This is a genomic window from Methylobacterium frigidaeris, assembly GCF_022179185.1.
GTDB classification, from domain to species: domain Bacteria; phylum Pseudomonadota; class Alphaproteobacteria; order Rhizobiales; family Beijerinckiaceae; genus Methylobacterium; species Methylobacterium frigidaeris.
The window spans coordinates 77,835-103,913 of the sequence record NZ_BPQJ01000002.1 but is presented as its reverse complement, the minus strand read 5'-3'; the positions used below and the strand labels follow the sequence as shown (position 1 = coordinate 103,913).

The 26,079-nt window shown below is 69.5% G+C and carries 26 protein-coding genes; 21 read left to right on the top strand and 5 right to left on the bottom strand.

Features of this window, described 5'->3' with window-relative positions; all coding sequences use genetic code 11:
- Positions 1–18 precede the first annotated feature (18 nt).
- Entirely contained in the window at positions 19–900 is an 882-nt protein-coding gene (locus MFF64_RS02375; RefSeq protein ID WP_099901281.1) for a YihY/virulence factor BrkB family protein, read from the bottom strand.
- Between the two features lie 642 nt (positions 901–1,542).
- On the opposite strand from MFF64_RS02375, the gene MFF64_RS02370 reads away from it, so the two are divergent.
- From MFF64_RS02370 to MFF64_RS02350, 5 genes are all read left to right on the top strand, one after another.
- The gene (locus tag MFF64_RS02370) at positions 1,543–2,295 is read left to right on the top strand and encodes a class I SAM-dependent methyltransferase (protein ID WP_238189398.1); all 753 of its coding nucleotides are present in this window, start codon (positions 1,543–1,545) and stop codon (positions 2,293–2,295) included.
- A gap of 155 nt (positions 2,296–2,450) precedes the next feature.
- Positions 2,451–3,341, top strand: a complete 891-nt coding sequence (locus MFF64_RS02365; protein ID WP_238189396.1) for a DMT family transporter — start codon at positions 2,451–2,453, stop codon at positions 3,339–3,341.
- Between the two features lie 53 nt (positions 3,342–3,394).
- A complete protein-coding gene (locus MFF64_RS02360; protein ID WP_238189394.1) occupies positions 3,395–3,712 on the top strand; it encodes a hypothetical protein in 318 nt (105 codons plus the stop codon).
- Between the two features lie 92 nt (positions 3,713–3,804).
- Complete coding sequence (locus MFF64_RS02355; protein ID WP_207767879.1) at positions 3,805–4,203, top strand: hypothetical protein; 399 nt, start codon at positions 3,805–3,807, stop codon at positions 4,201–4,203.
- Between the two features lie 25 nt (positions 4,204–4,228).
- Positions 4,229–4,558: a hypothetical protein gene (locus MFF64_RS02350; protein WP_099900033.1), complete on the top strand. Its 330-nt coding sequence runs from the start codon at positions 4,229–4,231 to the stop codon at positions 4,556–4,558.
- On the opposite strand, the gene fliP is transcribed toward MFF64_RS02350, so the two are convergent.
- Together fliP and MFF64_RS02340 are read right to left on the bottom strand one after the other, a co-directional pair.
- Positions 4,546–5,316 (bottom strand): flagellar type III secretion system pore protein FliP, encoded by a 771-nt coding sequence (gene fliP / locus MFF64_RS02345; RefSeq protein WP_099900035.1) that lies wholly within the window; start codon positions 5,314–5,316, stop codon positions 4,546–4,548. The two genes, MFF64_RS02350 and fliP, sit on opposite strands and share 13 nt — an antisense overlap.
- A gap of 109 nt (positions 5,317–5,425) precedes the next feature.
- On the bottom strand, positions 5,426–6,640 hold the full coding sequence (locus MFF64_RS02340) for a hypothetical protein (protein WP_207767880.1): 1,215 nt from the start codon (positions 6,638–6,640) through the stop codon (positions 5,426–5,428).
- A gap of 220 nt (positions 6,641–6,860) precedes the next feature.
- Here MFF64_RS02340 and flgB point away from each other — a divergent pair, with 220 nt between their 5' ends.
- The 10 genes from flgB to recA all read left to right on the top strand — a co-directional run bounded on the left by flgB (position 6,861) and on the right by recA (position 15,074).
- Positions 6,861–7,262, top strand: a complete 402-nt coding sequence (gene flgB, locus MFF64_RS02335; RefSeq protein WP_099900039.1) for a flagellar basal body rod protein FlgB — start codon at positions 6,861–6,863, stop codon at positions 7,260–7,262.
- 89 nt (positions 7,263–7,351) lie between these two features.
- Positions 7,352–7,762, top strand: coding sequence for a flagellar basal body rod protein FlgC (gene flgC, locus MFF64_RS02330; RefSeq protein WP_099900041.1), 411 nt, complete (start codon positions 7,352–7,354; stop codon positions 7,760–7,762).
- Between the two features lie 2 nt (positions 7,763–7,764).
- Positions 7,765–8,070, top strand: a complete 306-nt coding sequence (fliE, locus tag MFF64_RS02325) for a flagellar hook-basal body complex protein FliE (protein WP_099900043.1) — start codon at positions 7,765–7,767, stop codon at positions 8,068–8,070.
- A gap of 16 nt (positions 8,071–8,086) precedes the next feature.
- Complete coding sequence (gene fliQ, locus MFF64_RS02320) at positions 8,087–8,353, top strand: flagellar biosynthesis protein FliQ (protein ID WP_093566543.1); 267 nt, start codon at positions 8,087–8,089, stop codon at positions 8,351–8,353.
- A gap of 57 nt (positions 8,354–8,410) precedes the next feature.
- On the top strand, positions 8,411–9,184 hold the full coding sequence (gene fliR, locus MFF64_RS02315) for a flagellar biosynthetic protein FliR (protein ID WP_238189392.1): 774 nt from the start codon (positions 8,411–8,413) through the stop codon (positions 9,182–9,184).
- Positions 9,185–9,188: 4 nt separating this feature from the next.
- Positions 9,189–10,253: a flagellar biosynthesis protein FlhB gene (gene flhB, locus MFF64_RS02310; protein WP_099907056.1), complete on the top strand. Its 1,065-nt coding sequence runs from the start codon at positions 9,189–9,191 to the stop codon at positions 10,251–10,253.
- Positions 10,254–10,479: 226 nt separating this feature from the next.
- Positions 10,480–13,077: a cell cycle histidine kinase CckA gene (gene cckA / locus MFF64_RS02305; protein WP_099907058.1), complete on the top strand. Its 2,598-nt coding sequence runs from the start codon at positions 10,480–10,482 to the stop codon at positions 13,075–13,077.
- Positions 13,078–13,168: 91 nt separating this feature from the next.
- Positions 13,169–13,393 carry a hypothetical protein gene (locus MFF64_RS02300; protein WP_133123684.1) on the top strand — a complete coding sequence of 75 codons (225 nt, stop codon included), beginning with the start codon at positions 13,169–13,171 and terminating at the stop codon, positions 13,391–13,393.
- 46 nt (positions 13,394–13,439) lie between these two features.
- Positions 13,440–13,859 carry a type II toxin-antitoxin system VapC family toxin gene (locus tag MFF64_RS02295; protein ID WP_238189390.1) on the top strand — a complete coding sequence of 140 codons (420 nt, stop codon included), beginning with the start codon at positions 13,440–13,442 and terminating at the stop codon, positions 13,857–13,859.
- A gap of 123 nt (positions 13,860–13,982) precedes the next feature.
- Entirely contained in the window at positions 13,983–15,074 is a 1,092-nt protein-coding gene (recA, locus tag MFF64_RS02290) for a recombinase RecA (RefSeq protein ID WP_099907065.1), read from the top strand.
- A gap of 65 nt (positions 15,075–15,139) precedes the next feature.
- Here recA and MFF64_RS02285 read toward each other — a convergent pair whose 3' ends face one another.
- Entirely contained in the window at positions 15,140–15,550 is a 411-nt protein-coding gene (locus MFF64_RS02285) for an MAPEG family protein (protein ID WP_099907067.1), read from the bottom strand.
- A gap of 188 nt (positions 15,551–15,738) precedes the next feature.
- Here MFF64_RS02285 and alaS point away from each other — a divergent pair, with 188 nt between their 5' ends.
- The 6 genes from alaS to MFF64_RS02255 all read left to right on the top strand — a co-directional run bounded on the left by alaS (position 15,739) and on the right by MFF64_RS02255 (position 24,158).
- The gene (alaS, locus tag MFF64_RS02280) at positions 15,739–18,405 is read left to right on the top strand and encodes an alanine--tRNA ligase (protein WP_238189388.1); all 2,667 of its coding nucleotides are present in this window, start codon (positions 15,739–15,741) and stop codon (positions 18,403–18,405) included.
- A 440-nt stretch (positions 18,406–18,845) separates the two neighbouring features.
- Complete coding sequence (gene rfbC, locus MFF64_RS02275) at positions 18,846–19,400, top strand: dTDP-4-dehydrorhamnose 3,5-epimerase (RefSeq protein WP_099901666.1); 555 nt, start codon at positions 18,846–18,848, stop codon at positions 19,398–19,400.
- A 110-nt stretch (positions 19,401–19,510) separates the two neighbouring features.
- Positions 19,511–20,563 carry a dTDP-glucose 4,6-dehydratase gene (gene rfbB / locus MFF64_RS02270; RefSeq protein WP_238189385.1) on the top strand — a complete coding sequence of 351 codons (1,053 nt, stop codon included), beginning with the start codon at positions 19,511–19,513 and terminating at the stop codon, positions 20,561–20,563.
- A gap of 4 nt (positions 20,564–20,567) precedes the next feature.
- Positions 20,568–21,467 carry a dTDP-4-dehydrorhamnose reductase gene (gene rfbD, locus MFF64_RS02265; protein ID WP_099902314.1) on the top strand — a complete coding sequence of 300 codons (900 nt, stop codon included), beginning with the start codon at positions 20,568–20,570 and terminating at the stop codon, positions 21,465–21,467.
- Between the two features lie 13 nt (positions 21,468–21,480).
- Positions 21,481–22,371 (top strand): glucose-1-phosphate thymidylyltransferase RfbA, encoded by an 891-nt coding sequence (gene rfbA, locus MFF64_RS02260; RefSeq protein WP_099902317.1) that lies wholly within the window; start codon positions 21,481–21,483, stop codon positions 22,369–22,371.
- Between the two features lie 254 nt (positions 22,372–22,625).
- Positions 22,626–24,158: an acyl-CoA carboxylase subunit beta gene (locus MFF64_RS02255; protein ID WP_238189383.1), complete on the top strand. Its 1,533-nt coding sequence runs from the start codon at positions 22,626–22,628 to the stop codon at positions 24,156–24,158.
- A gap of 61 nt (positions 24,159–24,219) precedes the next feature.
- Here the strand turns inward: MFF64_RS02255 and MFF64_RS02250 are convergent, their stop codons facing one another.
- Positions 24,220–25,680, bottom strand: a complete 1,461-nt coding sequence (locus MFF64_RS02250) for a methyl-accepting chemotaxis protein (RefSeq protein ID WP_238189381.1) — start codon at positions 25,678–25,680, stop codon at positions 24,220–24,222.
- Positions 25,681–26,079: the final 399 nt, after the last annotated feature.

The following is a 26,079-nucleotide window of genomic DNA, read 5'->3' as shown; positions in this document are numbered from 1 at the left end:
TTCGAAGGCGCGGCGGTATCACATCAGCTTCACCGTGTCCCGCCGGCTCTGGGCCCGGGCCTGGAGGCGCCGGCGGCGGGCGGCGATCACCGTGCCGTTGATCTCGCCGCCGAACAGGAACATCGCGGCGAGCCAGTAGACGAAGACCAGGAAGACCATCGCGGTGGCGAGACCCCCGTAGGTCGACACGTAGGCGCTCGAGAACCGGTCGAGATACATCCCGAAGCCGAGGCCGGCCAGCACCCACAGGCCGAGGGTCACGGCGATGCCGGGCAGCACCATGGCGACCGGCCGGCGCCCGGCGGCGATGAACTTGTGGGCGATCACCAGCACGCTCGCCACCAGCAGCACCGTCACCGTCACCCGGCCGACCGCGATCGTGAGGCCGAGCGGTTCCAGCCCCGGCGCCACCATGACCAGCCCGCGCCAGACCAGCGGCCCCAGCACCACCAGGAAGGTGAAGGCCAGCATCGCGAAGGCGGCGCAGATGACGTAGCCGATCGATTCGAGACGGGTCAGCCACCACGGCCGCATCTCGCGAAGCCCATAGGCCCGGTTGAGCCCGACCCGCAGGCTCTCGACCCCGCTCGACGAGAAGTAGAGCGCCAGCACCGCGCCGAGGGTCAGGAGGCCGCCGCGCTGCTCGGTCAGCACCCGGTGGACCTCCCCGGCGATCGGGCCCGCCACCTCGCTCGGCCAGATCTCGAACAAGAGGTTGCCGGCCTCATCGGCGAGCGACTTGGTGCCGAACACGCCGGCGAGCGCGGTGAGCAGGATCAGGAACGGGAACAGCGAGGTCAGGAGCGAGAGCGCGATGTGGCTGGCGATTGCCCAGCCGTCGTGAGCGACGAAGCGCTGCGCCGCGATGGCGGCGATCTCCAGGGCGGTGCGGGGACGGATCACGGCGCGCGGGCTCTCGGGCTGACCTTACCGGCGAATGCCGCTTCACGTAGAGCGCGACCGCCGGCCGTGGGAAGATGGCCTCGCAGAAAACCATCGCCCGCGCTCTTCCGGGCACGTCGGGCTCCCCGCCCGGCTTCACCACGGCCTGTCCGACCGCGGGTCGGGGTCGGGGCCGAGCGACCGCGATCGGACGAGGCCCGTGCGCGCGGACGCGGCAGGGGTCAGGTGCGCTGCGCCGACGCCGGTATGATCCGACACGACCTCGTCCGCGTGAACACGTGGCGGCACGACGCCTTTCGCGAGGGGTGGCCGTGTCCGGTCCTTCCGATCAATCGCCCATGGTCCGTCGGCATAGAAAACTCGCCTCCGCCGTCATGGGCAATACCTGGATTTCATGGAAACACGACGGGAATTTCCAAGATCAATCGTTGGAATAGTTGAGCCGCAACGGACAGGATCGTAGGTGGATGTTTTCGTGAAAATGGCGCGTCGGCTTTCGTTGATCTTGCTTTGAGAGATGATGCAATGTGATTTCTTTGATGCTCATTGCAATTCGATTTGCCGTGTCGTTGACACGGCGAGTCGTTTTCTTCATGATAGGGTCCATAAAATTCTTCCAAAGATCTGAGGGATTAATTCATGATAAGATCTTTAGCTCACGATATTGTCGAAGATCATGCCGGTATCGAGTATCATGATTTACTGACACACATGCATAGAGAGTTGCGTCCCCGGAATTACCTGGAAATTGGAACGCGCCACGGTGGCACTCTGGCACTTTCCAGTTGTAAGTCGATCGCCATAGATCCAAATTTTCAATTCGACAATCCAAAGATTTTATCATCGCGGCCTGTTTCTCTCCTTTATCAGCTTGCGTCCGATGATTTTTTTGCGAACTACGATGCGCGTGCGATTTTCGCTGAGCCGGTCCAGCTTGCCTTCTTGGACGGCATGCACCGGTGTGAATTCTTGCTGAGGGATTTCTACAATACCGAATCTGCATCGGCGCCCAATTCCGTCATCATGATTCACGACTGTCTCCCGGTGGAAATCCCGATGACCTCCCGCGAGGAGCAGGGAATCGTCCCGATCGAGGCGCACCGTGCCGGCTGGTGGACGGGCGATGTCTGGCGGACCGCGCTGCTTCTCAAGCGAGAGAGGCCGGATCTGGATATCCTGGCCCTCGATGCCTTTCCGACCGGATTGATCATCGTCACGAATCTCGATCCGAGATCGACGCGTCTCAAGGACAATTATAATTCTTACGTCAAAAAGATGCTGTCCTACGACCTGTCCGAGATGACGATCACGGGATTTTTCGAGGAGATGCAGATCAGAAGTACGTCATGCATCGATACGTCGGAAAAGCTGACCGCGCGCTACTGGCTGTAGGAAGCGGGCAGAGCGGGCCAGGGGTTTCCGCACCGGCGGTATTGCCGGCATGTGGGTCGGCCTCCGGGCGGTATCGTCGGTCCCGGGAAGGCCGGTCCATCTTGTGGCGAATTCAGTTGCAGAACAGCCGCGCTCGTGCTCGTTGCGCAGGCATCATGAGCCGCCTCCTTCCGCTGTCCGACGCGTCGTGGCCCACCCGTCTGGCGCCCGGTCTGTTCGTGCTGATCTGGGCCACGGGCTTCATCGTGGCGCGGCTGATCGCGCCGCATGCCGAGCCGCTGACCTTCCTCGCCGTCCGCTTCGGTCTCACCGCGCTCGTGCTGACGGGCATCGCCCTCGCGGTCGGCGCGACATGGCCCCGGGGCTGGCGCGGCTGGCGCGACGCGATGGTGGCGGGGATCCTGATCCACGGCCTCTACCTCGACGCGGTATTCTGGGCGGTGCATCGCGGGCTGCCGGCCGGCATCGCGGCCCTGGTGGCGAGCCTGCAGCCGCTGCTGACCGCCGCGGTGGCCGGGCCGCTCCTCGGCGAGCGGGTGTCGGGCGTGCGGTGGCTCGGCATCGCGGTCGGCCTCCTCGGCGCCGGGCTGGTGCTGGCGCCGAGGATCGGGGCGGCCGGCGGCATCCCGCCGGAGGCCTTGGGCGTGTGCTTCTGCGGCACCATCGCCATCACTCTCGGAACCCTGTGGCAGAAGCGCACGGCCGCCGCCGTCGACCTGCGCACCAACGCCGCCGCGCAATTCGTCGGTGCCGGGCTGTTGACCCTGCCGCTGGCGCTCCTCACCGAGCATGGCGAATTCGATTTCTCGGCGCCGCTGCTCCTCGGCCTCGCCTGGGCGGTGCTCGGCCTCTCGGTCGGCGGCATCCTGATCCTGCTCGGGCTGATCCGCCGCGGGGCAGTGGCGGGCGTAGCCGCCCTGTTCTACCTCGTGCCGCCGGTCTCGGCCGCGATGGCGTTCGGGCTGTTCGGCGAGACCCTGGCGCCGGTCCAGCTCCTCGGCATGGTGGTGGCTGTCGTCGGCGTGGCGATCGCCAGCCGCGGTTAAGCGCCTGGTGGGACTCAGGGTCCTAAGCTGAGGGCGCTTCGGAGAGAGCCCGCATGCTGCGCCCCGTCCTGACCGCCGGCCTGATCATCCTGGCGCTTGCCGCTCCTGCGGCGGCGGACGGTGACCCCGATGCTCGTCGCGAAGCCTCCACCGGATACGGCCGGGTTCGTGCGGGAGACGAGCCGGCGCGCCGGCCGGTCGCGCGACACGTCCGCCGGCCTGACCGGCCCGGCCTCGTGCGGGTCCGCGGCGCCGCGGTCCAGCCGGTCTCCTACGGCGAGACCGACGGCACGGTGTTCCACGCCTGGCTGCCGCGCAACACCAACCTGCCGATCTACAACATCCCGCCGCCGTTCTTTCCCGAGCCCTGACGGCGCCTTGTCCAGGCGCTAACATTCGACCTGGATCGAAGCGGGACATTGGACGTTAGACCTGTCGTGGAAAACCGTCAGGGAGCCGAGCCGTGCCCGAGCCGACCGTGCTTGATGCGATCGCACCAGCCCGCGATCACGCGCCGCCTCCGCCGCTCCTGCCCGACGCGGACCTGCGCCCGATCGACCTCGCTGCGCCGAGCTGTCCCGACCATCTCGACGAGGTCGCGCGGGACTACCTCGCCCGTGCCGGGCAGGACGCTCTCGACGCCTGCCTGCGCCGGTTCGCGCCCGAGGAGCGCGCGGCGTTCTGGCGCGCGATCTGCCGTTGCTACAACCGGCCTTACAATCCCGCAGAAGCCGCGATCGTGCCGGCCGGGACCGCAGCGGCCGCGCAGGATGCTCCCGATCTGACCTTGCCCGATCCGCACGTGATCGAGGCCGTCCGGCCGGGCCGGGAGGGCGCGAGTCCCGACGCCGTCCTGCGGTGAGCGCGCGGCCCCGGCGCGGAGCCCGGTGAGCGTGCCGCCCGCCGCCCCGCATCCCGGCATCGCTCTTCACGAGCAGATGAGCCGGGTCGCATCGGCTTATCGGATCCTCGCCTGCGAGGCCGTCCTCCTCGGTCTCGCAGTGCAGAGCGCTTGGTTCGAGGCCTGGGCGCAGCCGCTCCTCGACGCGGCGGAGGCACAGGCCGCCGGCCTCGCGCGCCGGGCTCGGCGCGACCGGCTGATGCGCCGCGGCGTGCCCGCCCACCTCGCCGGGGAGGCCCTGCGCCTGGTGCCGCGCGGCACCCGTGCCAAAGGAGCGAAGAAGAGGGCGGAGACGGCGGCGGATCAGCCGCCGTAGCTCTGCACCAGGGAGCCGGCCACCAGGGTCCAGCCGTCGACCAGCACGAAGAAGATCAGCTTGAACGGCAGCGCCACCGTGGCGGGCGGCAGCATCATCATGCCGACCGACATCAGGATCGACGCGACCACGAGGTCGATGATCAGGAACGGGATGAACAGCAGGAAGCCGATCTCGAAGGCGCGACGCAGCTCCGAGATCATGAAGGCGGGGGTCAGCACCTCGAGCCCCACCGCCTCGGGCGTCGCCGGCGTCCCGGCTCGGGCGAGATCGAGGAAGAGGCGCAGGTCCTTCTCGCGCACGCTGCGCAGCATGAAGGCCTTGAACGGCTGGCTCGCCCGCTCGAAGGCCTGGGCTTGCTGGATCTGCCCGGCGAGCAGCGGCTCGATGCCGGTGCGGTAGGCCTCCCGCGCCGTCGGCGCCATCACGAAGGCGGTGAGGAACAGCGACAGGCTGACGATCACGGCGTTCGGCGGTGCCGTCTGGGTGCCGAGCGCCGAGCGCAGGATCGACAGCACCACCACGATGCGGGTGAACGAGGTCGCCATCACCAGGACCGAGGGCGCCAGCGCCAGCACGGTGATGAGGGCGACGAGCTGCAAGGCCCGCTCGGTGACGCCGCCGCTCGGACCGAGATCGACCGTCAGGCTCTGCGCCAAGGCCGTCCCGCCCGGCAGGAACAGCAGGGCCACCCCCGCGCCGCAGAGAACCGGGGAGAAGAGAAGCGGGCGGAGGGAGCGGAGAGTCGGGGGCGCCATGGCGGCGCACCCTGGGCTGCGCCGATGCGGCCCGCAAGCGGTGCGCCCGCCTCATCCCTTCGAGGGCGGGCGGGCGCGGTTCCGGTGCAACAGCCCCGGTGGCTGACGCTCAACGCTTGTCGAGCGGACGGCCGAGGAGGCGGGCGAATTCGGCCTCGATCTCCTCGACCGAGAACGGGTTCTGGACCGAGGGCGGCTTCGAGGTCGGGGCCGGCTCCTCCGGCGGCGGAGGAGGAGCGGGAGGCGGCTCGGGCGGGGGAGGCGGGGCTGGTTCCGGCTCCGGCGGGGGAGGGGGGGCCGGCTCGGGTTCCGGCGGCGGTGGCGGCGGCTCGGGCGGCGGAGGGGGCGCGGGCTCCGGTACGGGCTCGGGCTCCGGCGGCGGGGGCGGCGGAGGAGGAGGCGCTGGCTCGGGCGGGGCAGGCGCCGGCTCCGGCGAAGGGCTTGCCACCGGGGTGGCCGGGCGGGCCGGCGCTACTGCCGAGGAAGGCCGCCGCAGGGCCTCTTCCAGCTGGCGGGCCATGTCGTTGAGGATCGCCGCGTCCACGTTGCGCGGCTCAGCCCCGCGGGTGCCGGCCGGGGCGGGCGCCGGCTCGGGCGGCAGGACCGGCTCCGGCATCGGCGGGGGAACCGGCACCACCGGCGGCACCGGGACTGTGAAGGGAGGCGCCTCGGGAGGCGTTTCCAGGGGCGGCGGCGCCTGGCGGGCGGCGCGCAGGCTCGGCGGCTCGACCCGGCGCGAGGCGTTGAAGCGCGAGGACGGCCGCGCCGGCTCGGGCTGCGGGGCCAAGTTCTCCTGAGTCAGGTTCTCCTGAGCCAGGCTCCCCTGGGCCGAGTCATCTCGCCGCGGGACCGGCGCGAAGGCGGCCGCGATCCGCTCGGGCTCCGGCGGGCGCGGCAGCTCCGGCTCGGGGAAGGGCGGCGGCAGCGGCGCCGGCTCGGTGCCCGCCGGCAGGGGGAGCGGCGCCTCGGGGCCCTCGGCCTCCGACCGGTCGGCCAGCTCCGCCGACACCCGCGCGGCGCCGGCCCGCACGATGTTGCGCTCGACCACGACGTCGTTCGGCCCGCCGACGAGCAGCAGGTGCTCGGTGTTGTCGCGCCGCAGCAGGATCAGCTGGCGCTGCCGGTCCAGCTCGTAGATGTCGACGATGCCGAGCCGCGGCTGCCGGCTGCGGCCGGTCCCACCGTTGCCCCCCAGGGTGAGGCGTCCCCGGGCGAACCGTTTCGCCCCGAGAGCGAACAGGCTGAGGAGCACGACCATGATCAGGAAGACGATCAGGTAGGAGAGCAAGGGCGAACCGTCCGTCCCGAGGATCGAGGAGAGCAAAGCGCGGTCTCTCAAATGAGGCGCACGCGGGGCACGCCGACGATGGGTAGCCTTCTAGCACGGCTGTGCCGGGCCTGCGCAGGGGACGTTTACATATCGTTAACAGCTTTGAGAGGCGTTGCGGATGAGCCGCGCGGGACCCGCGGATAGGGATCGTCTTAACCAGGTTTTAACCATGCGCTAGGCAGATTGTGCCGGTCAAAACCCGGAAGGCCCGCCCGTGTCGGTCACCGATCTCCCCCTCGTCGCGATGTTGCGCAACCGGATGCAGTGGCAGCAGACGCGCCAGAAGGTCCTGGCCGAGAACGTCGCCAATGCCGACACGCCCGGCTTCCGGGCCCGTGACCTCAAGGCGCCGCGCTTCCGCCCCGACGGCACCCTTGCGGCCGGCCTGCCGGGCGTCGGCATGGAGCGCACCAGCAGCCTGCACCTTGCCGGCACCGGAAAGGCCGCGCCGGCCGAGGAGCGGACGGGCACGCGCTTCGAGATGATGCCGAGCGGGAACGCCGTCAGCCTCGAGGACGAGATGCTGAAGGCCGCCGACAACCAGGGCGACTACCAGCTCGCCAGCCTCCTCTACCGCAAGAGCCTGCAGAGCCTGCGCACCGCGGTCGGCAGGTAGGATCCTTCAGGACGTCCCCCGTCGCGCCGACCCCGGCCACGACCGGCCGTCTCCCCGTTGCATCGTCAGCCCGACCCGAGGTGGGTTCCATGGATTTCAGAAAGGCGATCGGCATCGCGGCCTCCGGGCTCAAGGTCCAGTCGGGCCGGATGCGCGTGATCTCAGAGAACATCGCCAACGCGGATTCGGCGCCGACCAGCGCCGCCGCCGAGCCCTACCGGCGCAAGATCCCGACCTTCGCCAACCACATCGACCGCGAGCTCGACGCGTCGGTGGTGGATCTCGGCAAGGTGCGCCGCGACCAGGGCCCGTTCCGCTCCAAGCAGGACCCGGGCAACCCCGCCGCCGATGCCAACGGCACGGTGCGGATGCCCAACGTCAACGTCCTGGTCGAGACCGTCGACATGCGCGAGGCCCAGCGCTCCTACGAGGCGAACCTCAACATGGTCACGCTCACCAACCGCATGGTGGCCCGCACCATCGACATCCTGAAGGCCTGACCATGACCACCAACGCTTTCGCGGCCGGCGCCTACGCCGCCATCCAGAGCATGGGGCGCGCCCCCACGTCCGGCGTCGTCGGCGCCGGGGAGGGCGGCTTCACCCAGCTCCTGTCCTCCGCTCTCGACGGAGTCGGCGAGGCCGGCAGGCGCGCCGACGACCAGGCCATGGCGGTCGCCGCCGGGAAGGCCAACGTGGTCGACGTGGTGACGGCGGTGGCCGAGAGCGAGACCGCGCTCCAGACCCTGGTGGCGGTGCGCGACCGCGTGATCTCCGCCTACGAGGACATCATGCGGATGCAGATTTAAGGAATCGTTGGCGCCGATGACCGGTCTCGCCATCCTCGACGTCGCGCGCGACGGCATCGTCACCTTCCTGAAGGTCGCCGGCCCCCCGATGGTCGTTGCCCTGGTCGTCGGCCTGGCGGTCTCGCTGTTCCAGGCCCTCACCCAGATCCAGGAGCAGACCCTGATCTACGTGCCGAAGATCGTCGCGGTCCTCGCCGCGATGATGCTGATGCTGCCCTTCATGGGCGACGCGCTGGCCGGCTACATGACCCGCATCGCCGCCCGCATCGCCACGGGGGGTTGAGCGGGCGCGGATTCCAGCCGAGAAGTCGATACTCCCGCTCCCCGATTCGGCCCGGACGTGAACCTCCTCCTGCCCGGCCTCGCCTCGGCCTACCTCCTCACCTTCGCGCGGGTCGGCACGCTGGTGATGCTGATGCCGGGCATCGGCGAGGCGATGGTGACGCCGCGCCTGCGCCTCGCCTTCGCGCTGCTGCTCTCCCTGGTGCTGTTTCCGGTCGCCCGCCCGCTGCTCCCCGGGGGCACCGGGCCGGAACCCGGCGGCGTCGGCACGGCGCTGATCGGCGTGCTCATCGGCGAGATCGCGGTCGGTCTGGTGCTGGGCCTGAGCGTGCGGGCGGTGATCGCGGCGCTCCAGACCGCCGGCACGATCATCGCCCAGCAGCTCGGCCTCGCCTACGCGATGACGGTCGATCCCGCCCTCGGCAACCAGCAGGCGACGCTCGGCAGCTTCCTGAGCCTGCTCGGCCTCACCCTGGTGCTCGCCGCCGACCTGCATCACCTGGCGCTCGCGGGCATCCGCGACTCCTACGCCCTGATGCCGCCGGTCGGCATGCCGGCCACCGGCGACGCCGCCGCCTTCGCGGTGCGGGCGGTGGCTCGCGGCTTCACCCTGGCGGTGCAGATCTCGGCGCCGTTCATCGCCTTCGGCATCCTGTTCAACCTCGGTCTCGGCGTGCTCTCGCGCCTGATGCCGCAGATGCAGGTGTTCTTCGTCGCCACCCCGGCCGCGATCCTGGTCGGCATGCTGGTCTTCCTGGCTACCATCGGGGTGATCATGGGGGTGTTCGTCGACGATCTCGGCCGCTTCCTGGCCGATCTCGGGAGGGCGTGAGCGGATGTCGGAGCAGGCCGACCAGGAAGACCGCACCGAAGACCCGACCCAGCGACGCCTCGACGACGCGATCAAGCGGGGCGACGTCGCCACCAGCCAGGAGGTCAACACCTTCCTGATGCTCGGCGCCTTCACGCTGGTGCTGATGGTCGGCGCGGCGCCCCTCGCCCGCGGCCTGCTGACCGACCTGCGCGGCCTGCTCGCCCATCTGCACGAGGTGCCCTCGGACCCGGCCGGCTACCTCGCCTTCGGTCGCCGGGCCCTGATCGCCGGAGCGCTCGCCCTCGCGGTGCCGATGGGGGCGGTGGCGATGGCGGGCCTCGTCGGCGGCCTCGTCCAGCATCCGCTGGTCTGGACCACCGAGACCCTGGCGGCGAAGTGGAGCCGCGTCTCGCCGATGGCCGGCCTCAAGCGGCTGTTCGGCCCGGAGGCGTGGTTCCAGTTCGGCAAGGGCGTGATCAAGATCCTGCTCGTCGGCGTCGCCGCCGGCCTCGTCCTGTGGGGCGACCGCGACCGGCTCGAGGCTTTCGCCCGGCTCGAGCCGCAGGGCCTGCTCCAGGCCACCCTCGCGCTCTGCCTGCGGCTGATGGGCGCGGTTCTGGCAGCCTCCATCGTCGTCACCCTCGGCGACGCGCTCTACCAGCGCTTCCGCTGGCGGGCGCGCCTGCGGATGTCGAAGCAGGAGCTCAAGGAGGAGCTCAAGGAGCAGGACGGCAACCCGGAGGTGAAGGGGCGACTGCGCCAGATCCGCATGCAGCGGGTCAAGAAGCGCATGATGGCGGCGGTGCCGGGCGCGAGCGTGATCGTCACCAACCCGACCCACTACGCGGTGGCGCTCCGCTACGAGGCCGGGATGGCCGCGCCGGTCTGCGTCGCCAAGGGCGTCGACGCGCTGGCGTTCCGCATCCGCGAGGTGGCGCGCGAGCACGGCGTGCCGGTGGTCGAGAACCCGCCGCTGGCGCGCGCGCTCCACGCCACCGTCGAGATCGACGCCGCGGTGCCGCCCGAGCATTACCGTGCCGTGGCCGAGGTGATCGGCTACGTGATGCGCCTGCGCCGGCGTCACTGAGGGGGCCTCGCGACGCTCCCGACACGCCCTCCGCGCCCGCCGCACCGGCGCCGGTGCGGCGGGCGTGTCGTGAGGTGCACTGATTCGGCGGATCCGGCCCCGGAACGAACCGGGTTCATTCCACGGAAACGCCGCGCCTGCTAGGGAACGGACGAGACCGGCCCATGGGCCGTAAGGATCGGGGCCCGGACGCGTGAGGCCGGCCCCTGGGGAGTGTCGAGGCGACATGCCGGAGTTGAGCTCATCCGCGGCGGAGGCCGCCCTCGACCGCTCCGAGCGGCCCGGCCGGGTCAGCCTGCTCCTGCTGCTGGCCGGCCTCCTGGTCGGCGCAGCGGTGGGCCTGAGCTTCGTCGCCAACGAGCAGGCGCAGCCGATCATCCTCGGCCTGCTGGCGCTGCTCGCCATGGCGGGCGTGTTCTGCCTGTTCGCCTTCGCCATCGGGGCGATCCAGCTCACCGGCCAGGGCACCCGCAACGACGTCACCAAGGCGGTGGTCGATGCCGCGCCCGACGGCATGATCGCCATGGAGGAGGGCGGCCGGCCGATCTACGCCAATGCCGCCTACCTGAAGCTCGCCGGCAGCGACACCTTCACCAACCTGCGTCCCGTGGAGCGGGTCTTCGTCGGCTCGCCGGAGGTGTCGGAAGCGGTCTACCGCCTCGCGCAAGCCGCGCGCGAGGGCCGCTCCCTGTCGGAGGAGATCCGCATGGCGCCCCCGCCCGGCGGCGCAGCGGAGCGCGACTTCGCCTGGTTCCGCATCGGCGTGCGGCCCCTGCCCCTGCCGCGCCGGCCGGTCGCCCTGTGGAGCGTCGCCGACATCACCCACGAGCGCGAGCGCCAGGAGAACGTCTTCCAGGAGCTCCAGCACGCGATCGACTACCTCGACCACGCGCCGGCCGGCTTCATGGCGGTCGATCCGAAGGGCTCGGTCGTCTACATGAACGCCACGCTGGCGGCGTGGCTCGGCCATGACCTGGCGCAGGTCGGCTCGGGCGGATTGCGCCTGTCCGAGATCCTGCCCGACGATCTCGGGCCCGTCCTGGTCGGCGGCAAGGGCGAGCCCGGCGAGGTCCGCACCGACCGGTTCGACCTCGATCTGCGCCGGCGCAACGGCCACCCGCTCTCGGCCCGGCTCTATCACCGCGTCGCCTACGGCCAGGACGGGCGGCCGGGCGATTCGCGCACGCTGGTGCTCAACCGCTCCGCCGGCGGGGAGAGCGACGATCCCCAGCAGGCGGCCGAGCTGCGCTTCGACCGCTTCTTCAACACCAGCCCGGTCGCGGTGGCGACGCTCGCCGCCGACGGACGGCTGGTCCGTGCCAATGCCTCCTTCGCGCGGCTGTTCGGCACCCTGCCGCGCACCGGCGACGGCAGCGAGGTGGGCCCCCCCGTGCGCGACTTCATCGTCGAGCGCGACCGCTCCATCGTCGATGCGGCGGCGCGCGCCGCGGCGGAGGGGCGCGGCGACGTGCCGCCGGTCGAGATCGGGGTCTCGGCCCCGGTCAACCGCTCTGCCCGGATCTGGCTCAGCCCCGCGGGCAGCGCCGGCGGCGCGGAGGGCGCGGTGATCCTCTACGCCCTCGACACCACGGCCCAGCACCAGCTCCAGCAGCAGGTCAACCAGGCCCAGAAGATGGAGATGGTCGGCCAGCTCGCCGGCGGCATCGCGCACGACTTCAACAACGTGCTGCAGGCGATCATTGGCTACTCGGACCTGCTGCTGGCGAGCCACCGGCCGACCGACCCGGCCTTCCAGGACATCATGCAGATCAAGCAGAACGCCAACCGGGCCGCCAGCCTGGTGCGGCAGCTGCTGGCCTTCTCGCGCCGGCAGACCCTGCGGCCGGAGGTGATCCATCTCGGCGAGGCGCTCTCGGACCTCACCCTGCTGCTCAAGCGGCTGCTCGGCGAGCGGGTCGAGCTCGACCTGAAGCACGGCCGCGACCTCTGGCCGGTCAAGGCCGACGTCAACCAGTTCGAGCAGGTGATCGTGAATCTCGCGGTCAATGCGCGCGACGCGATGCCGGAGGGCGGGCGCCTCCTGATCCGCACCGCCAACATGACCGCGGAAGCCGTGGGGGCGTTGCGCCTCAACGGCCTGCCGGGGGCCGATCACGTGCTGATTGAGGTCAGCGATACCGGCACCGGCATGACGCCCGAAGTGATGGAGAAGATCTTCGAGCCGTTCTTCACGACGAAGGAGGTCAACAAGGGCACGGGTCTCGGCCTCTCGACCGTGTTCGGCATCGTCAAGCAGTCCGGCGGCTACATCGACGTGCGCTCGACCATCGGCCAGGGCACGGTCTTCGCCATCTACCTGCCACGCCACGTGCCGGTGCCGGAGACCGAAGCCCAGGAGACGCTGCCCGAGATCGCCCCACCCGCCGGCGGTTCCGCACCGGCTGCGGCCGCGTCCCCGGCGGAGCCCGCGAAGGCGCCCGCCCGCGACCTCACCGGCCGCGGCACGATCCTGCTCGTCGAGGACGAGGATCCGGTCCGCGCCGTCAACGGCCGGGCGCTCACCGCGCGGGGCTACACCGTGCTCGAGGCGGCCTCCGGCCTCGAGGCCCTGCAGATCATGCAGGAGCGCGACGTGCCGGTGGACCTCGTCGTCTCCGACGTGGTGATGCCCGAGATGGATGGTCCGACCCTCTTGCGCGAGTTGCGCAAGGCCCATCCGGCCCTGAAGGTGATCTTCGTCTCCGGCTACGCCGAGGACGCCTTCCGCAAGAACCTGCCCGACGGCGAGGAATTCAACTTCCTGCCCAAGCCCTTCAGCCTCAAGCAGCTCGTCGAGACGGTGAAGACCACGATGGCGGGGTGAGGGCGGCCCGGATCGCATCCCTGTGGCTGGTGCCCGCCGGGCTTACATACATGTATGTAGCGAGGAGGCGGCCATGAGGAGCGCGATCAGCATGCGCGAGCTCCAGAGGATGTCGGCCGGCGCGATCCAGATCCTGCCGCACGCGATGCCGATCAAGAACGGCACCGCGACGGTCGGCATCCTGCTGCCGATCCGCATTGTGTCTCCGGAATACATGCGCAAGGTGCTGGCCGACAGTGATGCAGCTGCCGCGCGGCGGACACCGGAGGAGAATGCCGCGATCGACCGGCTGCTGGCGGAGCGCGGCATCGAATGACGATCTGATCGATTGTCTCTGTGGAACGCCGCGTCCTCCCTCGCCGGTGATCGTCGTCGATACCAACATCATCCTGGGCGTCATCCTCGGAAAACAGTCCCGCGCTACCTTCGAGATCATCCAGGTGAGCCGAGGACTCGTCACGTCGGCTCGCACCGCCGCCGAGGTTCTCGGCATGCTGCGCGGCCTGCCAAGCGTGCGGGAGGAGACGACCGCGCAAGTGGAAGGGCTTCTGAGTAGTCTCACGGTGATCGAGGCCGATGCCTACACCGGGCAACTGCCCGAGGCAGCCCGCGTCCTCTCCCACGCCGTCGCATCTCGCAACGGCTCGACGTCCGACGCGCACGTCCTCGCCCGGGCCTGGCTCCTCGATGCCGACATCTGGAGCCACGACCCCGATTTGGCCGGCACCGGCTGGCCGTCTCGGTCGAACGCCAACCTGCTCCGCTTCCTCGATGGTGGCTGACTGACTCGGCCGTCCCCCGACGAATTCCGTTCCCACTCTTGCCGAACGAGAACAAAACGAGTACATGAAACCCAGCCGCGCGATTGAGACTTGCCGCCCCTCCTGCCATAAGGACCCGCCGAGATGGCTCAGCCCCAGATGCGACTGGTGGAAAACCCGACCATGGACAAAGACAAGTCGAAGGCGATCGACGCCGCCCTCGCCCAGATCGAGCGCGCCTTCGGCAAGGGCTCGATCATGCGGCTCGGCAAGGGCGACAAGGTGCAGGAGGTCGAGGTCGTCTCGACCGGGTCGCTCGGCCTCGACATCGCGCTCGGCGTCGGCGGCCTGCCGCGCGGGCGCGTGATCGAGATCTACGGGCCGGAATCCTCCGGCAAGACCACGCTCGCCCTCCACACCATCGCCGAAGCTCAGAAGAAGGGCGGCGTCTGCGCCTTCGTGGATGCCGAGCACGCCCTCGATCCGGTCTATGCCCGCAAGCTCGGCGTCAACCTCGACGACCTGCTGATCTCCCAGCCCGATACCGGCGAGCAGGCCCTGGAGATCACCGACACCCTGGTGCGCTCCGGCGCCATCGACGTGCTGGTGGTCGATTCGGTGGCCGCCCTCACCCCGCGGGCCGAGATCGAGGGTGAGATGGGCGACCAGCAGCCGGGCCTCCAGGCCCGCCTGATGAGCCAGGCCCTGCGCAAGCTCACCGGTTCGATCTCGCGCTCGAACTGCATGGTCATCTTCATCAACCAGATCCGGATGAAGATCGGCGTGATGTACGGCAGCCCCGAGACCACCACCGGCGGCAACGCGCTGAAGTTCTACGCCTCGGTGCGCCTCGACATCCGCCGCATCTCGACCCTCAAGGACCGCGACCAGCCGATCGGCAACAGCGTTCGGGTCAAGGTGGTCAAGAACAAGGTGGCGCCGCCGTTCAAGCAGGTCGAGTTCGACATCATGTTCGGCGAGGGCGTGTCGAAGGTCGGCGAGCTGATCGACCTCGGCGTCAAGGCCGGCATCGTCGAGAAGTCGGGCGCCTGGTTCTCCTACGACAGCCAGCGTCTCGGCCAGGGCCGCGAGAATTCGAAGGGCTTCCTGCGCGACAACCCCGACATCGCCAACAAGATCGAGGCCTCGATCCGGCAGAATTCGGGTCTCGTCGCCGACCGCATCCTCGAGAACGCCACGCCCACCGCCGATGACCTCGACGAGGGCTCGGCCTGATCCGACGGAACGGTACTGAAAGACCAGGAGGGCCGCCGCGCGACGAGCGCGGCGGCCCGTTTTCGTTACATCCCCGGTCCGGCCCAGCCGAACAGCCCGGCGAACACGAAGCCGATGCCGACGATGGCCACGCCCCAGACGAGCGTGCGGATCCACGGGATGCCGAAGCCGTAGATCGGCAGGTAGAGGAGCCGGGCCCAGAAATAGAGCTGGGCGCCCCAGGCCACCGCGCCGCCCTGCCGGCCCGACACCGCGGCGGCCAGCACCAGAGCGGCGAAGAGCGGGAAGGTCTCGAAGAAGTTCTTCGAGGCGCGCTGCAGCCGGGCGGCGGCGCCGGTGACCTCGCCCTCGCCCTCGCGGTTGCCGGCCGCCCAGGCGAGCCCGCCGCGCTGGCCGAGCCCGGCGGCGGAGGCCGCCACGATGTGGACGAAGCCGAGGGCGACCGAGAAGGCGAGGAGGCGGATTTCGTCGGTCATCGAGGCTCGGTTCCTGCCGGGCGGGCCGGCGGCCGCGCTTGCCCCTGGTCACATAGCGGCGCCGGTTCGCCTCGACATGGGGGGAGCGCGTGACTAAAGACACGCGGATGCATCCGCGTGCCGCCCGCCGGTGCGCCCCTTTTCAAGCCCGCCCGCCCGGCCCGCCTTCCGCAGAGACGATTCTTCCCATGAGTGGCGTCAACGAGATCCGGTCCACCTTCCTGGACTACTTCGCCAAGCACGGCCATGAAGCGGTGCCGTCCTCGCCGCTGGTGCCGCGCAACGACCCGACGTTGATGTTCACCAACGCCGGCATGGTGCAGTTCAAGAACGTCTTCACCGGCATCGAGAAGCGGCCCTACCAGCGCGCCGTCACGGCCCAGAAATGCGTGCGCGCCGGCGGCAAGCACAACGACCTCGACAATGTCGGGTACACGGCGCGCCACCACACCTTCTTCGAGATGCTGGGCAATTTCTCGTTCGGCGACTACTTCAAGCCGCTGGCGATCGAGCTGGCCTGGAATCTCGTCACCAAGGAATTCGGACTCTCGCCGGAGAAGCTGCTGGTCACGGTCTACGCCGACGACGACGATGCCGCCACCCTGTGGCGCAAGATCGCCGGCTTCTCCGACGACCGCATCATCCGCATCGGCACCTCCGACAATTTCTGGCAGATGGGCGATACCGGCCCGTGTGGGCCGTGCTCGGAGATCTTCATCGACCAGGGCCCCGAGCTGTGGGGCGGCCCGCCCGGCAGCCCGGAGGAGGATGGCGACCGCTTCCTCGAGTTCTGGAACCTCGTGTTCATGCAGTACGAGCAGATCGAGCCGGGCAACCGGGTCGGCCTGCCGCGGCCCTCGATCGATACCGGCATGGGCCTCGAGCGCATGGCGGCGATCCTCCAGGGCGTGAAGAGCAACTACGACACGGACCTCTTCCGCAGCCTGATCGACGCGGTGGCGCATCAGGTCGGCCGGGCGCCGGAAGGCAAGCAGACGGCGTCCTACCGGGTGATCGCCGACCACCTGCGCGCCTCGTCCTTCCTCGTCGCCGACGGGGTGCTGCCGAGCAACGAGGGGCGCGGCTACGTCCTGCGCCGGATCATGCGCCGCGCCATGCGCCACGCCCAGCTGCTCGGCGCCCGCGACCCGATGATGTACCGCCTCGTGCCGACCCTGGTACGGGAGATGGGCCAGGCCTATCCCGAGCTGGTTCGGGCCGAGAGCCTGATCGCCGAGACCCTGCGGCTGGAGGAGACCCGCTTCCGCCGCACCCTCGAGCGCGGCCTGTCGATCCTCGACGCCGAGACCCGCGACCTCTCGGAAGGCCAGAGCCTGTCGGGCGAGACCGCCTTCACCCTCTACGACACCTACGGCTTCCCCCTCGACCTGACCCAGGACGCGCTGAAGTCCCGCGGCATCACGGTCGACACGGACGGCTTCACCGCCGCGATGGAGCGCCAGCGCGCCGCTGCCCGCGCCGCCTGGTCGGGTTCCGGCGAGGCCGCCACCGAGACCCTGTGGTACGCCCTTCGCGAGCGCACCGGCGCGACCGAGTTCCTCGGCTACGACACGGAGGAGGCCGAGGCCGTCGTCACCGCGCTCGTGCGCGGCGGCGCCGAGGTCGAGGCGATCGCGGCCGGCGAGGAAGGCCTGCTCGTCGTCACCCAGACGCCGTTCTACGGCGAGTCCGGCGGCCAGGTCGGCGATACCGGCACGGTGACCGGCCAGGGACTCAAGGTCCGGGTGACCGCGACCGAGAAGAAGCTCGGCGACCTGTTCGTCCACCACGTCGCGGTGGAGGAGGGGGCCCTGAGCCTCGGTCAGGCGGTCGAGCTGAAGGTCGATCACGGGCGCCGCGCGGCGATCCGTGCCAACCACTCCGCCACCCACCTGCTGCACGAGGCTCTGCGCCAGGTGCTCGGCGACCACGTCGCCCAGAAGGGCTCGCTCGTCGCACCCGAGCGCCTGCGCTTCGACATCAGCCATCCGAAGCCGATCGAGGCCGACGAGCTCGCCCAGGTCGAGGAGATCGCCAACCGGGTGCTGCTCCAGAACGAGCCGGTGGTGACGAAGCTGATGGCGGTCGATGACGCCATCGCGTCGGGCGCCCGCGCGCTGTTCGGCGAGAAGTACGGCGAGGAGGTGCGGGTGGTCTCGATGGGCCGCGACAGCGCCCCCGACGGACGGCCCAGGACCTTCTCGGTCGAGCTGTGCGGCGGCACCCATGTCGGCCGCACCGGGGATATCGGCGTGGTGACGATCCTCGCCGAGAGCGCGGTCGGCGCCGGCGTGCGCCGGATCGAGGCGATGACGGGCGACGCCGCCCGCCGCCACCTCGCCGGCGAGAGCCGCCAGCTCGCCGCTTTGGCGGGCCTGCTCAAGGTGCCGGTCGCCGAGGCGCCCGAGCGCCTGGCGAGCCTCCTCGACGAGCGCCGCCGGATGGAGCGCGAGCTGGCCGAGGCGCGCCGCAAGCTCGCCATGGGCGGGGGCGGCGGCAACGCGGCCGACGATGCCGGACGCGAGATCGCCGGCACGAAGCTGATGGCACGCGTCGTGCAAGGGGTCGAGATGCGCGACCTCAAGAGCCTGGCCGACGAGGGCAAGAAGCGGCTCGGCTCCGGGATCGTGGCGATCGTCGGCGTCGCGCCGGACGGCAAGGCCGGCCTCGTCGTCGGCGTGACCGAGGACCTGACCGGTCGGTTCGACGCCGTCGCCCTGGTCCGGGCGGGGTCGGAGCGGCTCGGCGGCAAGGGTGGCGGCGGGCGCCGCGACATGGCCCAGGCCGGCGGTCCCGACGGTGCGGCGGCCGAGGCCGCCCTGGAGGCGATCGCGGCGGCTCTCGCGGCCGCCTGAGAAGACGCATGCCGTGCGGGCGGCCGGTGGCTGACATCGAAGCGTCACGCATGATGCTTTAGAGCCACAGGCCGGGCCCGCGCGCGGCACAGACGACGGAGACGTGGCTGGGTGCAATAGCTCGGCCGCGACCTCCTTCGTCTGGTCGCTGGACTCTCTTCTCACGTCGCCTCAAATATTGTCTTGCCGAGACTGCAATCGCGCCCGGCTGAAGAGCAAGCGCTGCCCTCATCAAGCCACCTCGGGCGCGTGGTCGCCTCTTGCGATTGGTCTCGGCCGATCGCGCCCGATCTCCCGCAGACCTTGCTCATCTCGCATCGGCAAAGTAGAGCCTGCCGGACTACGCTTCCTGACAGGGCCGGCCGACGCGGTTGTGCCATGATTGCGGGGCATGAGCCCGGGGATTAGTCAGGCCGCGCGATTTCGGAAGGTGGGCAGGAATGCAGGTCATCGATCAGGCGATCCCGGCGGTGAAGCTCGTGATCCCGAAGCGGCACGGCGATGCGCGCGGCTGGTTCTCGGAAACCTACCGGGCCGACATCCTGGCCGCCCACGGCGTCGAGGATCACTTCATCCAGGACAACCAGTCCTTCTCGGCGCAGCAGGGCACCGTCCGCGGCCTGCACTTCCAGCGCCGTCCCTTCGCCCAGGCCAAGCTGATCCGGGTCCTCTCGGGCGCGATCCTCGACGTCGCGGTGGACCTGCGCCGGGATTCGCCCACCTACGGCCGGCACGTCGCCGCCCGCCTCGACGCCGAGAACGGCCACCAGCTCTACGTGCCGATCGGCTTCGGCCACGGCTTCTGCACCCTCGAGCCGGACACGATGGTGGCCTACAAGGTCGCCGGCGGCGTCTACAGCCCGGAGCATGACGGCAACCTGCTCTGGAACGATCCCGCCCTCGGGATCGACTGGCCGGTGAGCGAGGCCGAAGCCCAGCTCTCGGCCAAGGACAAGGTCGCGCCCCGCTTCGCCGATCTGCCGCCGCTGTTCTGAGGGCCGCTACCGCTCCGGCGGCGATCGATCATGCAATCAGAAGGCGAGTCGACTCGCCTCCTCCCCTCGCTCGGCCGACCGGCACTGTTTTTCAGGAGATCACCCACCCCATGCGCATCCTCGTCACGGGCGGCTGCGGCTTCATCGGCTCGGCCCTGGTCCTGCACCTCGTCCAAGACCTCGGTCACGAGGTCCTCACCCTCGACGCGCTGACCTACGCGGCGAACCCGATCTCGCTGATGCCGCTCAAGGGCAACAACCGGCACCGCTTCGCCGAGGCCGATATCTGCGACCACGAGAAGGTCGGCGCGCTCTTCTCCGAGTTCCGCCCCGAGGCGGTGATGCATCTGGCCGCCGAGAGCCACGTCGACCGCTCGATCACCGGACCGGGCGCCTTCATCCGCACCAACGTGGTCGGTACTCAGGTGATGCTGGAGGCCGCCCGCGCCTACTACAACACGCTGTCCGGCGCGGAGCGCGACGCCTTCCGCTTTCTCCACGTCTCGACCGACGAGGTCTACGGCTCGCTGCCCCCGGGCGGCTTCTTCACCGAGGAGAGCCGCTACGACCCGCGCTCGCCCTACTCGGCCTCCAAGGCGGCGTCCGACCACCTGGCCCGCGCCTGGCACGAGACCTACGGCCTGCCGGTGCTGGTGACCAACTGCTCGAACAATTACGGGCCGCGGCACTTCCCCGAGAAGCTGATCCCGCTGATGATCCTCAACGCGCTGGACGGCAAGAACCTGCCGGTCTACGGCGACGGCCAGAACGAGCGCGACTGGATCCACGTCGAGGACCATGCCCGCGGCCTCGTCGCGGTGCTGGAGAAGGGCCGGGTCGGCGAGACCTACCTGCTCGGCGGCCGCTCGGTGCGCAACAACCTCGACGTGGTGAAGACGCTCTGCGCGATCTTCGACCGGCTGCGGCCCGAGGCCGGCCCGCACGAGCGCCTGATCCAGTTCGTCACCGACCGTCCGGGCCACGACCGGCGCTACGCCATCGACCCGGGCAAGGCGGAGGCCGAAGTGGGCTACAAGCCCACCCGCACCTTCGAGCAGGCCCTCGAGGACACCGTGCGCTGGTACCTCGACAACGAGTCCTGGTGGCGCCCGATCCGTGAGGGCCGCTATTCCGGCGAGCGCCTCGGCCTGACGGCGGAGTGAGACCATGACGCGGGAGATCCTCGTCCTCGGCGGTGGCGGCCAGGTCGGCACCGAATTGCAGCGGCAATCCTGGGGTGACGGCGTGGCGATCCACGCCCCGACCCGGGATGCGCTCGACATCACCGACGAGGCCGCGGTCGCCCGCGCCGTCGCCGAGCGTCCGTTCGCGGCGGTGATCAACACCGCCGCCTACACGGCGGTCGACAAGGCCGAGAGCGACGTGGCCGCCGCCTGGCGGCTCAACGCGCTGGCTCCCGCCTATCTGGCGGCGGAGACCGCGAAGGCCGGCATCCCGCTGATCCACGTCTCGACCGACTACGTCTTCGACGGCTCGGGCACCGGCGCCTACGCCACCGACGCGCCGGTGCGGCCGGTGAGCGTCTACGGCGCCAGCAAGGCCGCCGGCGAGATGGCGGTCCGCACCGGCAACCCGCGCCACGCCGTGGTGCGCACGGCCTGGGTGGTGAGCCCGCACCGGGCCAACTTCGTCAAGACGATGCTGCGGCTTGCGGGCGAGCGCGACAAGCTGACGGTGGTCGACGACCAGCGCGGTTGCCCGACCTCCGCCGGCGACCTCGCCGCCGCCCTGGTGGCCATCGCGCTTCGCTTCGCCGAGGATCCGGCCGCCCCTGCCGGCACCTATCACTGCGTCAATGCCGGGGCGACGACCTGGTACGACTTCGCGGGTGCCATCATGGCGGGCGCGGCGTCCCGCGGCGCCCGCTCGGTGCCGGTCGAGCCGATCCCGAGCACGGCGTTCAAGACCCCGGTCACCCGGCCCGCCAATTCCGAGCTCTCGACCGAGACGCTGACCGCCGCCTTCGGCCTCACGCCCCGCCCGTGGCAGGTGGCCCTCGACGACATCCTGGACCAGCTGATCGGTCCGCGTGCGAAACAAGCCTGAGGAGTATCAGATCATGAAGGGCATCGTGCTCGCCGGCGGATCCGGCACGCGGCTGCACCCGGCGACGCTGGCGATCAACAAGCAGCTGCTGCCGGTCTACGACAAGCCGATGATCTACTACCCGGTCTCGGTGCTGATGCTGGCCGGCATCCGCGACATCCTGCTGATCTCGTCGCCGGAGCATATCGACAACTACAAGCGCCTGTTCGGCACCGGCGAGCAGTTCGGCATCACCATCTCGTACGCGCTGCAGCCGAAGCCGGAGGGCCTCGCCCAGGCCTTCATCATCGGTCGCGAATTCGTCGGCGACGACCCGGTCGCGCTGGTGCTCGGCGACAACCTGTTCTTCGGCGCCGGCATGCGCCAGCTTCTGGCCAAGGCGCGTGACCGCAAGACCGGCGCTACGGTGTTCGCCTATCACGTCGACCAGCCGGAGGCCTACGGCGTCGTCACCCTCGACAAGCAGGGCCGCGCCACCAAGCTGGTCGAGAAGCCCAAGAACCCGGAATCGCCTTGGGCGGTGACCGGTCTCTACTTCTACGACAACCAGGTGCTCGACATCGCGGCGGCGGTGAAGCCCTCGCCCCGCGGCGAGCTGGAGATCACCGACGTCAACCAGGCCTATCTCGACCGCGGCCAGCTCCATGTCGAGTGCATGTCCCGCGGCTATGCCTGGCTCGATACCGGGACCCACGACAACCTGCTCGAGGCCGGCGAGTTCGTCCGCGTGATCCAGCACCGCCAGGGCATGCAGGTCGCCTGCCTGGAGGAGATCGCCTACACGCAAGGCTTCATCACCCGCGAGCAGGTGGTGGCCCGCGGCCAGCTCTTCGCCAAGACCAATTACGGCCAGAGCCTGCTGCGCCTCGCCCGCGAGGAGGAGCCGGGTCAAGCCCTGCTCTGATCGGCCTCTGCTCCGGTCCATTGACCCCTGAATCGAGGGCCGCGCCACCCCCGCGAGGGGAGGGCGCGGCCCTTCGCGTTTCGGCCGCTGTCGGCCTCCATGCCCGCCCGAAAAGACCGAGTTTTCGCCGCGCCCCGGCGCGTGCTAAGGCCGCTTCACGGCCAAGGCAGCATGGCCAATTCTGACGCGGGGCAAGTCCCGGGTCGGAAGCCTCCCGGCGGGCGCGCGACTCTTCTCCAGGAATGGGCGACAGCATGAAGGACATCCTCGAACGGCTCGACCAGCGGCGCGCGCAGGCCCGGGTCGGTGGCGGCGAGAGCCGGGTGGCGGCGCAGCACAAGCGCGGCAAGCTCACCGCGCGCGAGCGCATCGAGCTCCTCCTCGACTCCGGGTCGTTCGAGGAATTCGACATGTTCGTGCAGCACCGCTCGATCGATTTCGGGATGGAGAAGCAGAAGATCCCGGGTGACGGCGTCATCACCGGCTGGGGCACCATCAACGGCCGCACTGTCTTCGTGTTCTCCAAGGACTTCACGGTCTTCGGCGGCTCGCTCTCCGAGGCGCATGCCCAGAAGATCATCAAGGTCCAGGACATGGCGCTGAAGATGCGCGCCCCGATCATCGGCCTGTTCGATGCCGGCGGCGCCCGCATCCAGGAGGGCGTCGCGGCGCTCGGCGGCTACGGCGAGGTGTTCAAGCGCAACGTCACGGCGTCCGGCGTGATCCCGCAGATCTCGGTCATCATGGGCCCCTGCGCCGGCGGCGACGTCTACTCGCCGGCGATGACCGACTTCATCTTCATGGTGCGCGACACGAGCTACATGTTCGTGACCGGGCCCGACGTGGTGAAGACCGTGACCAACGAGGTGGTCACCGCCGAGGAATTGGGCGGCGCCAAGGTCCACACCTCGAAGTCGTCGATCGCCGACGGCTCCTACGAGAACGACGTCGAGGCGCTCCTGCAGATCCGGCGCCTGATGGACTTCCTGCCGGCCAACAACCAGGCCGGCGTGCCGGAGATCGAGAGCTTCGACGATCCCGCCCGCCTCGACCGCAGCCTCGACACCCTGATCCCCGACAACCCGAACAAGCCCTACGACATGGGCGAGCTGATCCGGCGGGTCGTCGACGAGGGCGACTTCTTCGAGATCCAGGCGGCGTATGCCCGCAACATCATCACGGGCTTCGGGCGCATCGAGGGCCGCACCGTCGGCTTCGTCGCCAACCAGCCGATGGTGCTGGCGGGCGTGCTCGACTCGGACGCCTCGCGCAAGGCCGCCCGCTTCGTGCGCTTCTGCGACGCGTTCTCGATCCCGATCTGTACCTTCGTCGACGTGCCGGGCTTCCTGCCGGGCACCGCGCAGGAATATGGCGGGCTGATCAAGCACGGCGCCAAGCTGCTCTTCGCCTACAGCCAGGCGACGGTGCCGCTCGTCACCGTCATCACCCGCAAGGCCTTCGGCGGCGCCTACGACGTGATGGCCTCCAAGCATGTCGGCGGCGACGTGAACTACGCCTGGCCGACCGCCCAGATCGCCGTGATGGGCGCCAAGGGCGCGGTCGAGATCATCTTCCGCCAGGATCTCGGCGACCCGGACAAGATCGCGGCGCGCACGGCCGAGTACGAGGAGCGCTTCATGTCGCCGTTCGTCGCCGCCGAGCGCGGCTACATCGACGAGGTGATCATGCCGCACTCGACGCGGCGGCGCATCGCCCGGGCGCTCGCCATGCTGCGCACCAAGGAGAGCGAGCAGCCCTGGAAGAAGCACGACAACATCCCGCTGTAACGCGGAAGGGCGGCGGAGCCCGGCTCCGCCGCCCTGTTCCATCGTCTTCGCCTGCTCGGCGTCACCCCGCCTTCAGGAACTTCTCCACGCTGCCGGTCAGGCCGCTCGAATGACCGGCGAGGCTCTCCGACACCGTCCGGACCGTCTCGGCGATCCGGCCCGTGGCGTTCGCAGCATCCGACACCGCCACGATGTTCGACGACACCTCATGCGTCGAGGCGGCCTGCTGCTCGACCGCGCTGGCGATGGCCAGCGTCAGCCGCGACAGTTCCGCCACCGCAGCCGTGATGGTCGCGATCGCCGCCACCGCATCGCCGGTCGCACCCTGGATGTCCCCGATGCGCTGGGTGATCTCGCCCGTCGCCTTGGCGGTCTGGCCGGCCAGCTCCTTGACCTCGGCGGCCACCACCGCGAAGCCTCGTCCCGCCGCCCCCGCCCGGGCCGCCTCGATCGTGGCGTTGAGCGCCAGCAGATTGGTCTGGTCGGCGATGGTGGAGATCATGCCGACGACCGAATCGACCTCGCGGGCCTTGGCCGAGAGGCTGCGCACCGTGGCGTCGGTCGCCTCGGCCTGGGCGGCGATCTGCTGGGCGCGCTCGGAGACGCGCCCGACCTGGCCGGCGATCTCCTGGATCGCGGCGGTCATCTCCTCCGAGCCAGCCGCCACCGTGGCGGCGCGCTCGCGCGCCTCATCGGCCGATTGGCCGAGACCGTTGGCGGAGCGCTGCATCTCCTCGACCGCGGAGCTCATGGCGTTCACCACCTGCGACACGTCGGAGGCCATGGTCGCCTGCGCGGTCACCACGGCCCAGGTCAGCATCGGCCCGATATAGGTGCCGTCCGGCCCCATAATCGCCGAGACCTGCAGATCGAGCACCTCCGGCCCGAGCTTGATCCGGGTCCGGTGCGGCAGCCGGCTCGCATCGGCCAGCATCCGGCGCTGGTGCGACGGGTTCTTGTGGAAGACGTCGATCGAGGTGCCGACCATCAGATCGGCCGCGACCGGCAGGTACTGCGCCAGCGGGCCGAGGGTGCGGCGCGAGGCGCCGTTCATGTAGTCGATGCGGAAGTCGTTGTGCGGGTCGGCGGTCATCACCGCGACCGGCATGCCCTCGATCATCGTCAGGAGACGGCTGATCTCGTTCTTCTTCGTGGTGATGTCGGCGGCGAGCTTGACCACCTTGACGGGCTTGCCGGTGGCGTCGAAGACCGGGTTGTAGGTCGCCTCGAGCCAGATGCGCTTGCCGTTCTTGCCGAAGCGCAGGAACTCGTCGGCGAAGAACTCGCCCGCCCGCAGCTTATCCCAGAACATCGCGTAGTCGGGCGAAGCCGCAGCCTCCTTGTCGAGAAACATTCGGTGATGCTGCCCGACGATCTCGTCCAGCCGGTAGTCGAGCAAGTTGAGAAAATTGGTGTTCGCCTGGATCACCGTGCCGTCAAGGTTGAACTCGATGATGGCGAGGGACTTGCTGAGAGCGCTCATTGTAGCGTCCGACAAGTTCTCCCGATGCTTCCAAAACATGCCGCCGGCTCCATTGGGCGAATTTGCTCAAAAAATGGGTCGGCAGACTTAAAAAAATCTTAAGAACTGACAAGTTTTCGGTTACATTACAGGCTGGGCAAGGTCCAGCGAACCAACAGGCATGAGAGGCAAATGCCGGCCGACTCTGGGAATTTTCCAGAATTCTCCTGTCATGGCAGATGGTTGGCGCGAGTGACCGAGGAGGCCGGCCCGTCGGGTGCTCCGGCCGCGCCTAACGGTAAGGTCTGACCGACGGCCGCCGTATCGTCCTTGGTTCGCAAGCGAGACAGAGGGATATTACGTGTGGTAACTTGTATCGCCTCGGAGCCTGGCGCTTCGATACTCGGCCGATGCTGGTCTAGACTGCTTGGCCGAGGCCGCCAGGTGGCGGCCTCTCTC

Bases quoted from the DNA above. Each gene is read 5' to 3' on its own strand.
- fliQ (WP_093566543.1), top strand. From the start codon at position 8,087: ATGACCGGTCTCGCCATCCTCGACGTCGCGCGCGACGGCATCGTCACC.
- fliP (WP_099900035.1), bottom strand. From the start codon at position 5,316: ATGGCGCCCCCGACTCTCCGCTCCCTCCGCCCGCTTCTCTTCTCCCCG.
- MFF64_RS02365 (WP_238189396.1), top strand. From the start codon at position 2,451: ATGAGCCGCCTCCTTCCGCTGTCCGACGCGTCGTGGCCCACCCGTCTG.
- rfbD (WP_099902314.1), top strand. From the start codon at position 20,568: ATGACGCGGGAGATCCTCGTCCTCGGCGGTGGCGGCCAGGTCGGCACC.
- MFF64_RS02370 (WP_238189398.1), top strand. From the start codon at position 1,543: ATGATAAGATCTTTAGCTCACGATATTGTCGAAGATCATGCCGGTATC.
- cckA (WP_099907058.1), top strand. From the start codon at position 10,480: ATGCCGGAGTTGAGCTCATCCGCGGCGGAGGCCGCCCTCGACCGCTCC.
- rfbB (WP_238189385.1), top strand. From the start codon at position 19,511: ATGCGCATCCTCGTCACGGGCGGCTGCGGCTTCATCGGCTCGGCCCTG.
- MFF64_RS02285 (WP_099907067.1), bottom strand. From the start codon at position 15,550: ATGACCGACGAAATCCGCCTCCTCGCCTTCTCGGTCGCCCTCGGCTTC.
- flhB (WP_099907056.1), top strand. From the start codon at position 9,189: ATGTCGGAGCAGGCCGACCAGGAAGACCGCACCGAAGACCCGACCCAG.
- rfbC (WP_099901666.1), top strand. From the start codon at position 18,846: ATGCAGGTCATCGATCAGGCGATCCCGGCGGTGAAGCTCGTGATCCCG.
- recA (WP_099907065.1), top strand. From the start codon at position 13,983: ATGGCTCAGCCCCAGATGCGACTGGTGGAAAACCCGACCATGGACAAA.
- alaS (WP_238189388.1), top strand. From the start codon at position 15,739: ATGAGTGGCGTCAACGAGATCCGGTCCACCTTCCTGGACTACTTCGCC.
- MFF64_RS02300 (WP_133123684.1), top strand. From the start codon at position 13,169: ATGCGCGAGCTCCAGAGGATGTCGGCCGGCGCGATCCAGATCCTGCCG.
- flgC (WP_099900041.1), top strand. From the start codon at position 7,352: ATGGATTTCAGAAAGGCGATCGGCATCGCGGCCTCCGGGCTCAAGGTC.
- fliE (WP_099900043.1), top strand. From the start codon at position 7,765: ATGACCACCAACGCTTTCGCGGCCGGCGCCTACGCCGCCATCCAGAGC.
- MFF64_RS02255 (WP_238189383.1), top strand. From the start codon at position 22,626: ATGAAGGACATCCTCGAACGGCTCGACCAGCGGCGCGCGCAGGCCCGG.
- rfbA (WP_099902317.1), top strand. From the start codon at position 21,481: ATGAAGGGCATCGTGCTCGCCGGCGGATCCGGCACGCGGCTGCACCCG.
- MFF64_RS02360 (WP_238189394.1), top strand. From the start codon at position 3,395: ATGCTGCGCCCCGTCCTGACCGCCGGCCTGATCATCCTGGCGCTTGCC.
- MFF64_RS02250 (WP_238189381.1), bottom strand. From the start codon at position 25,680: ATGTTTTGGAAGCATCGGGAGAACTTGTCGGACGCTACAATGAGCGCT.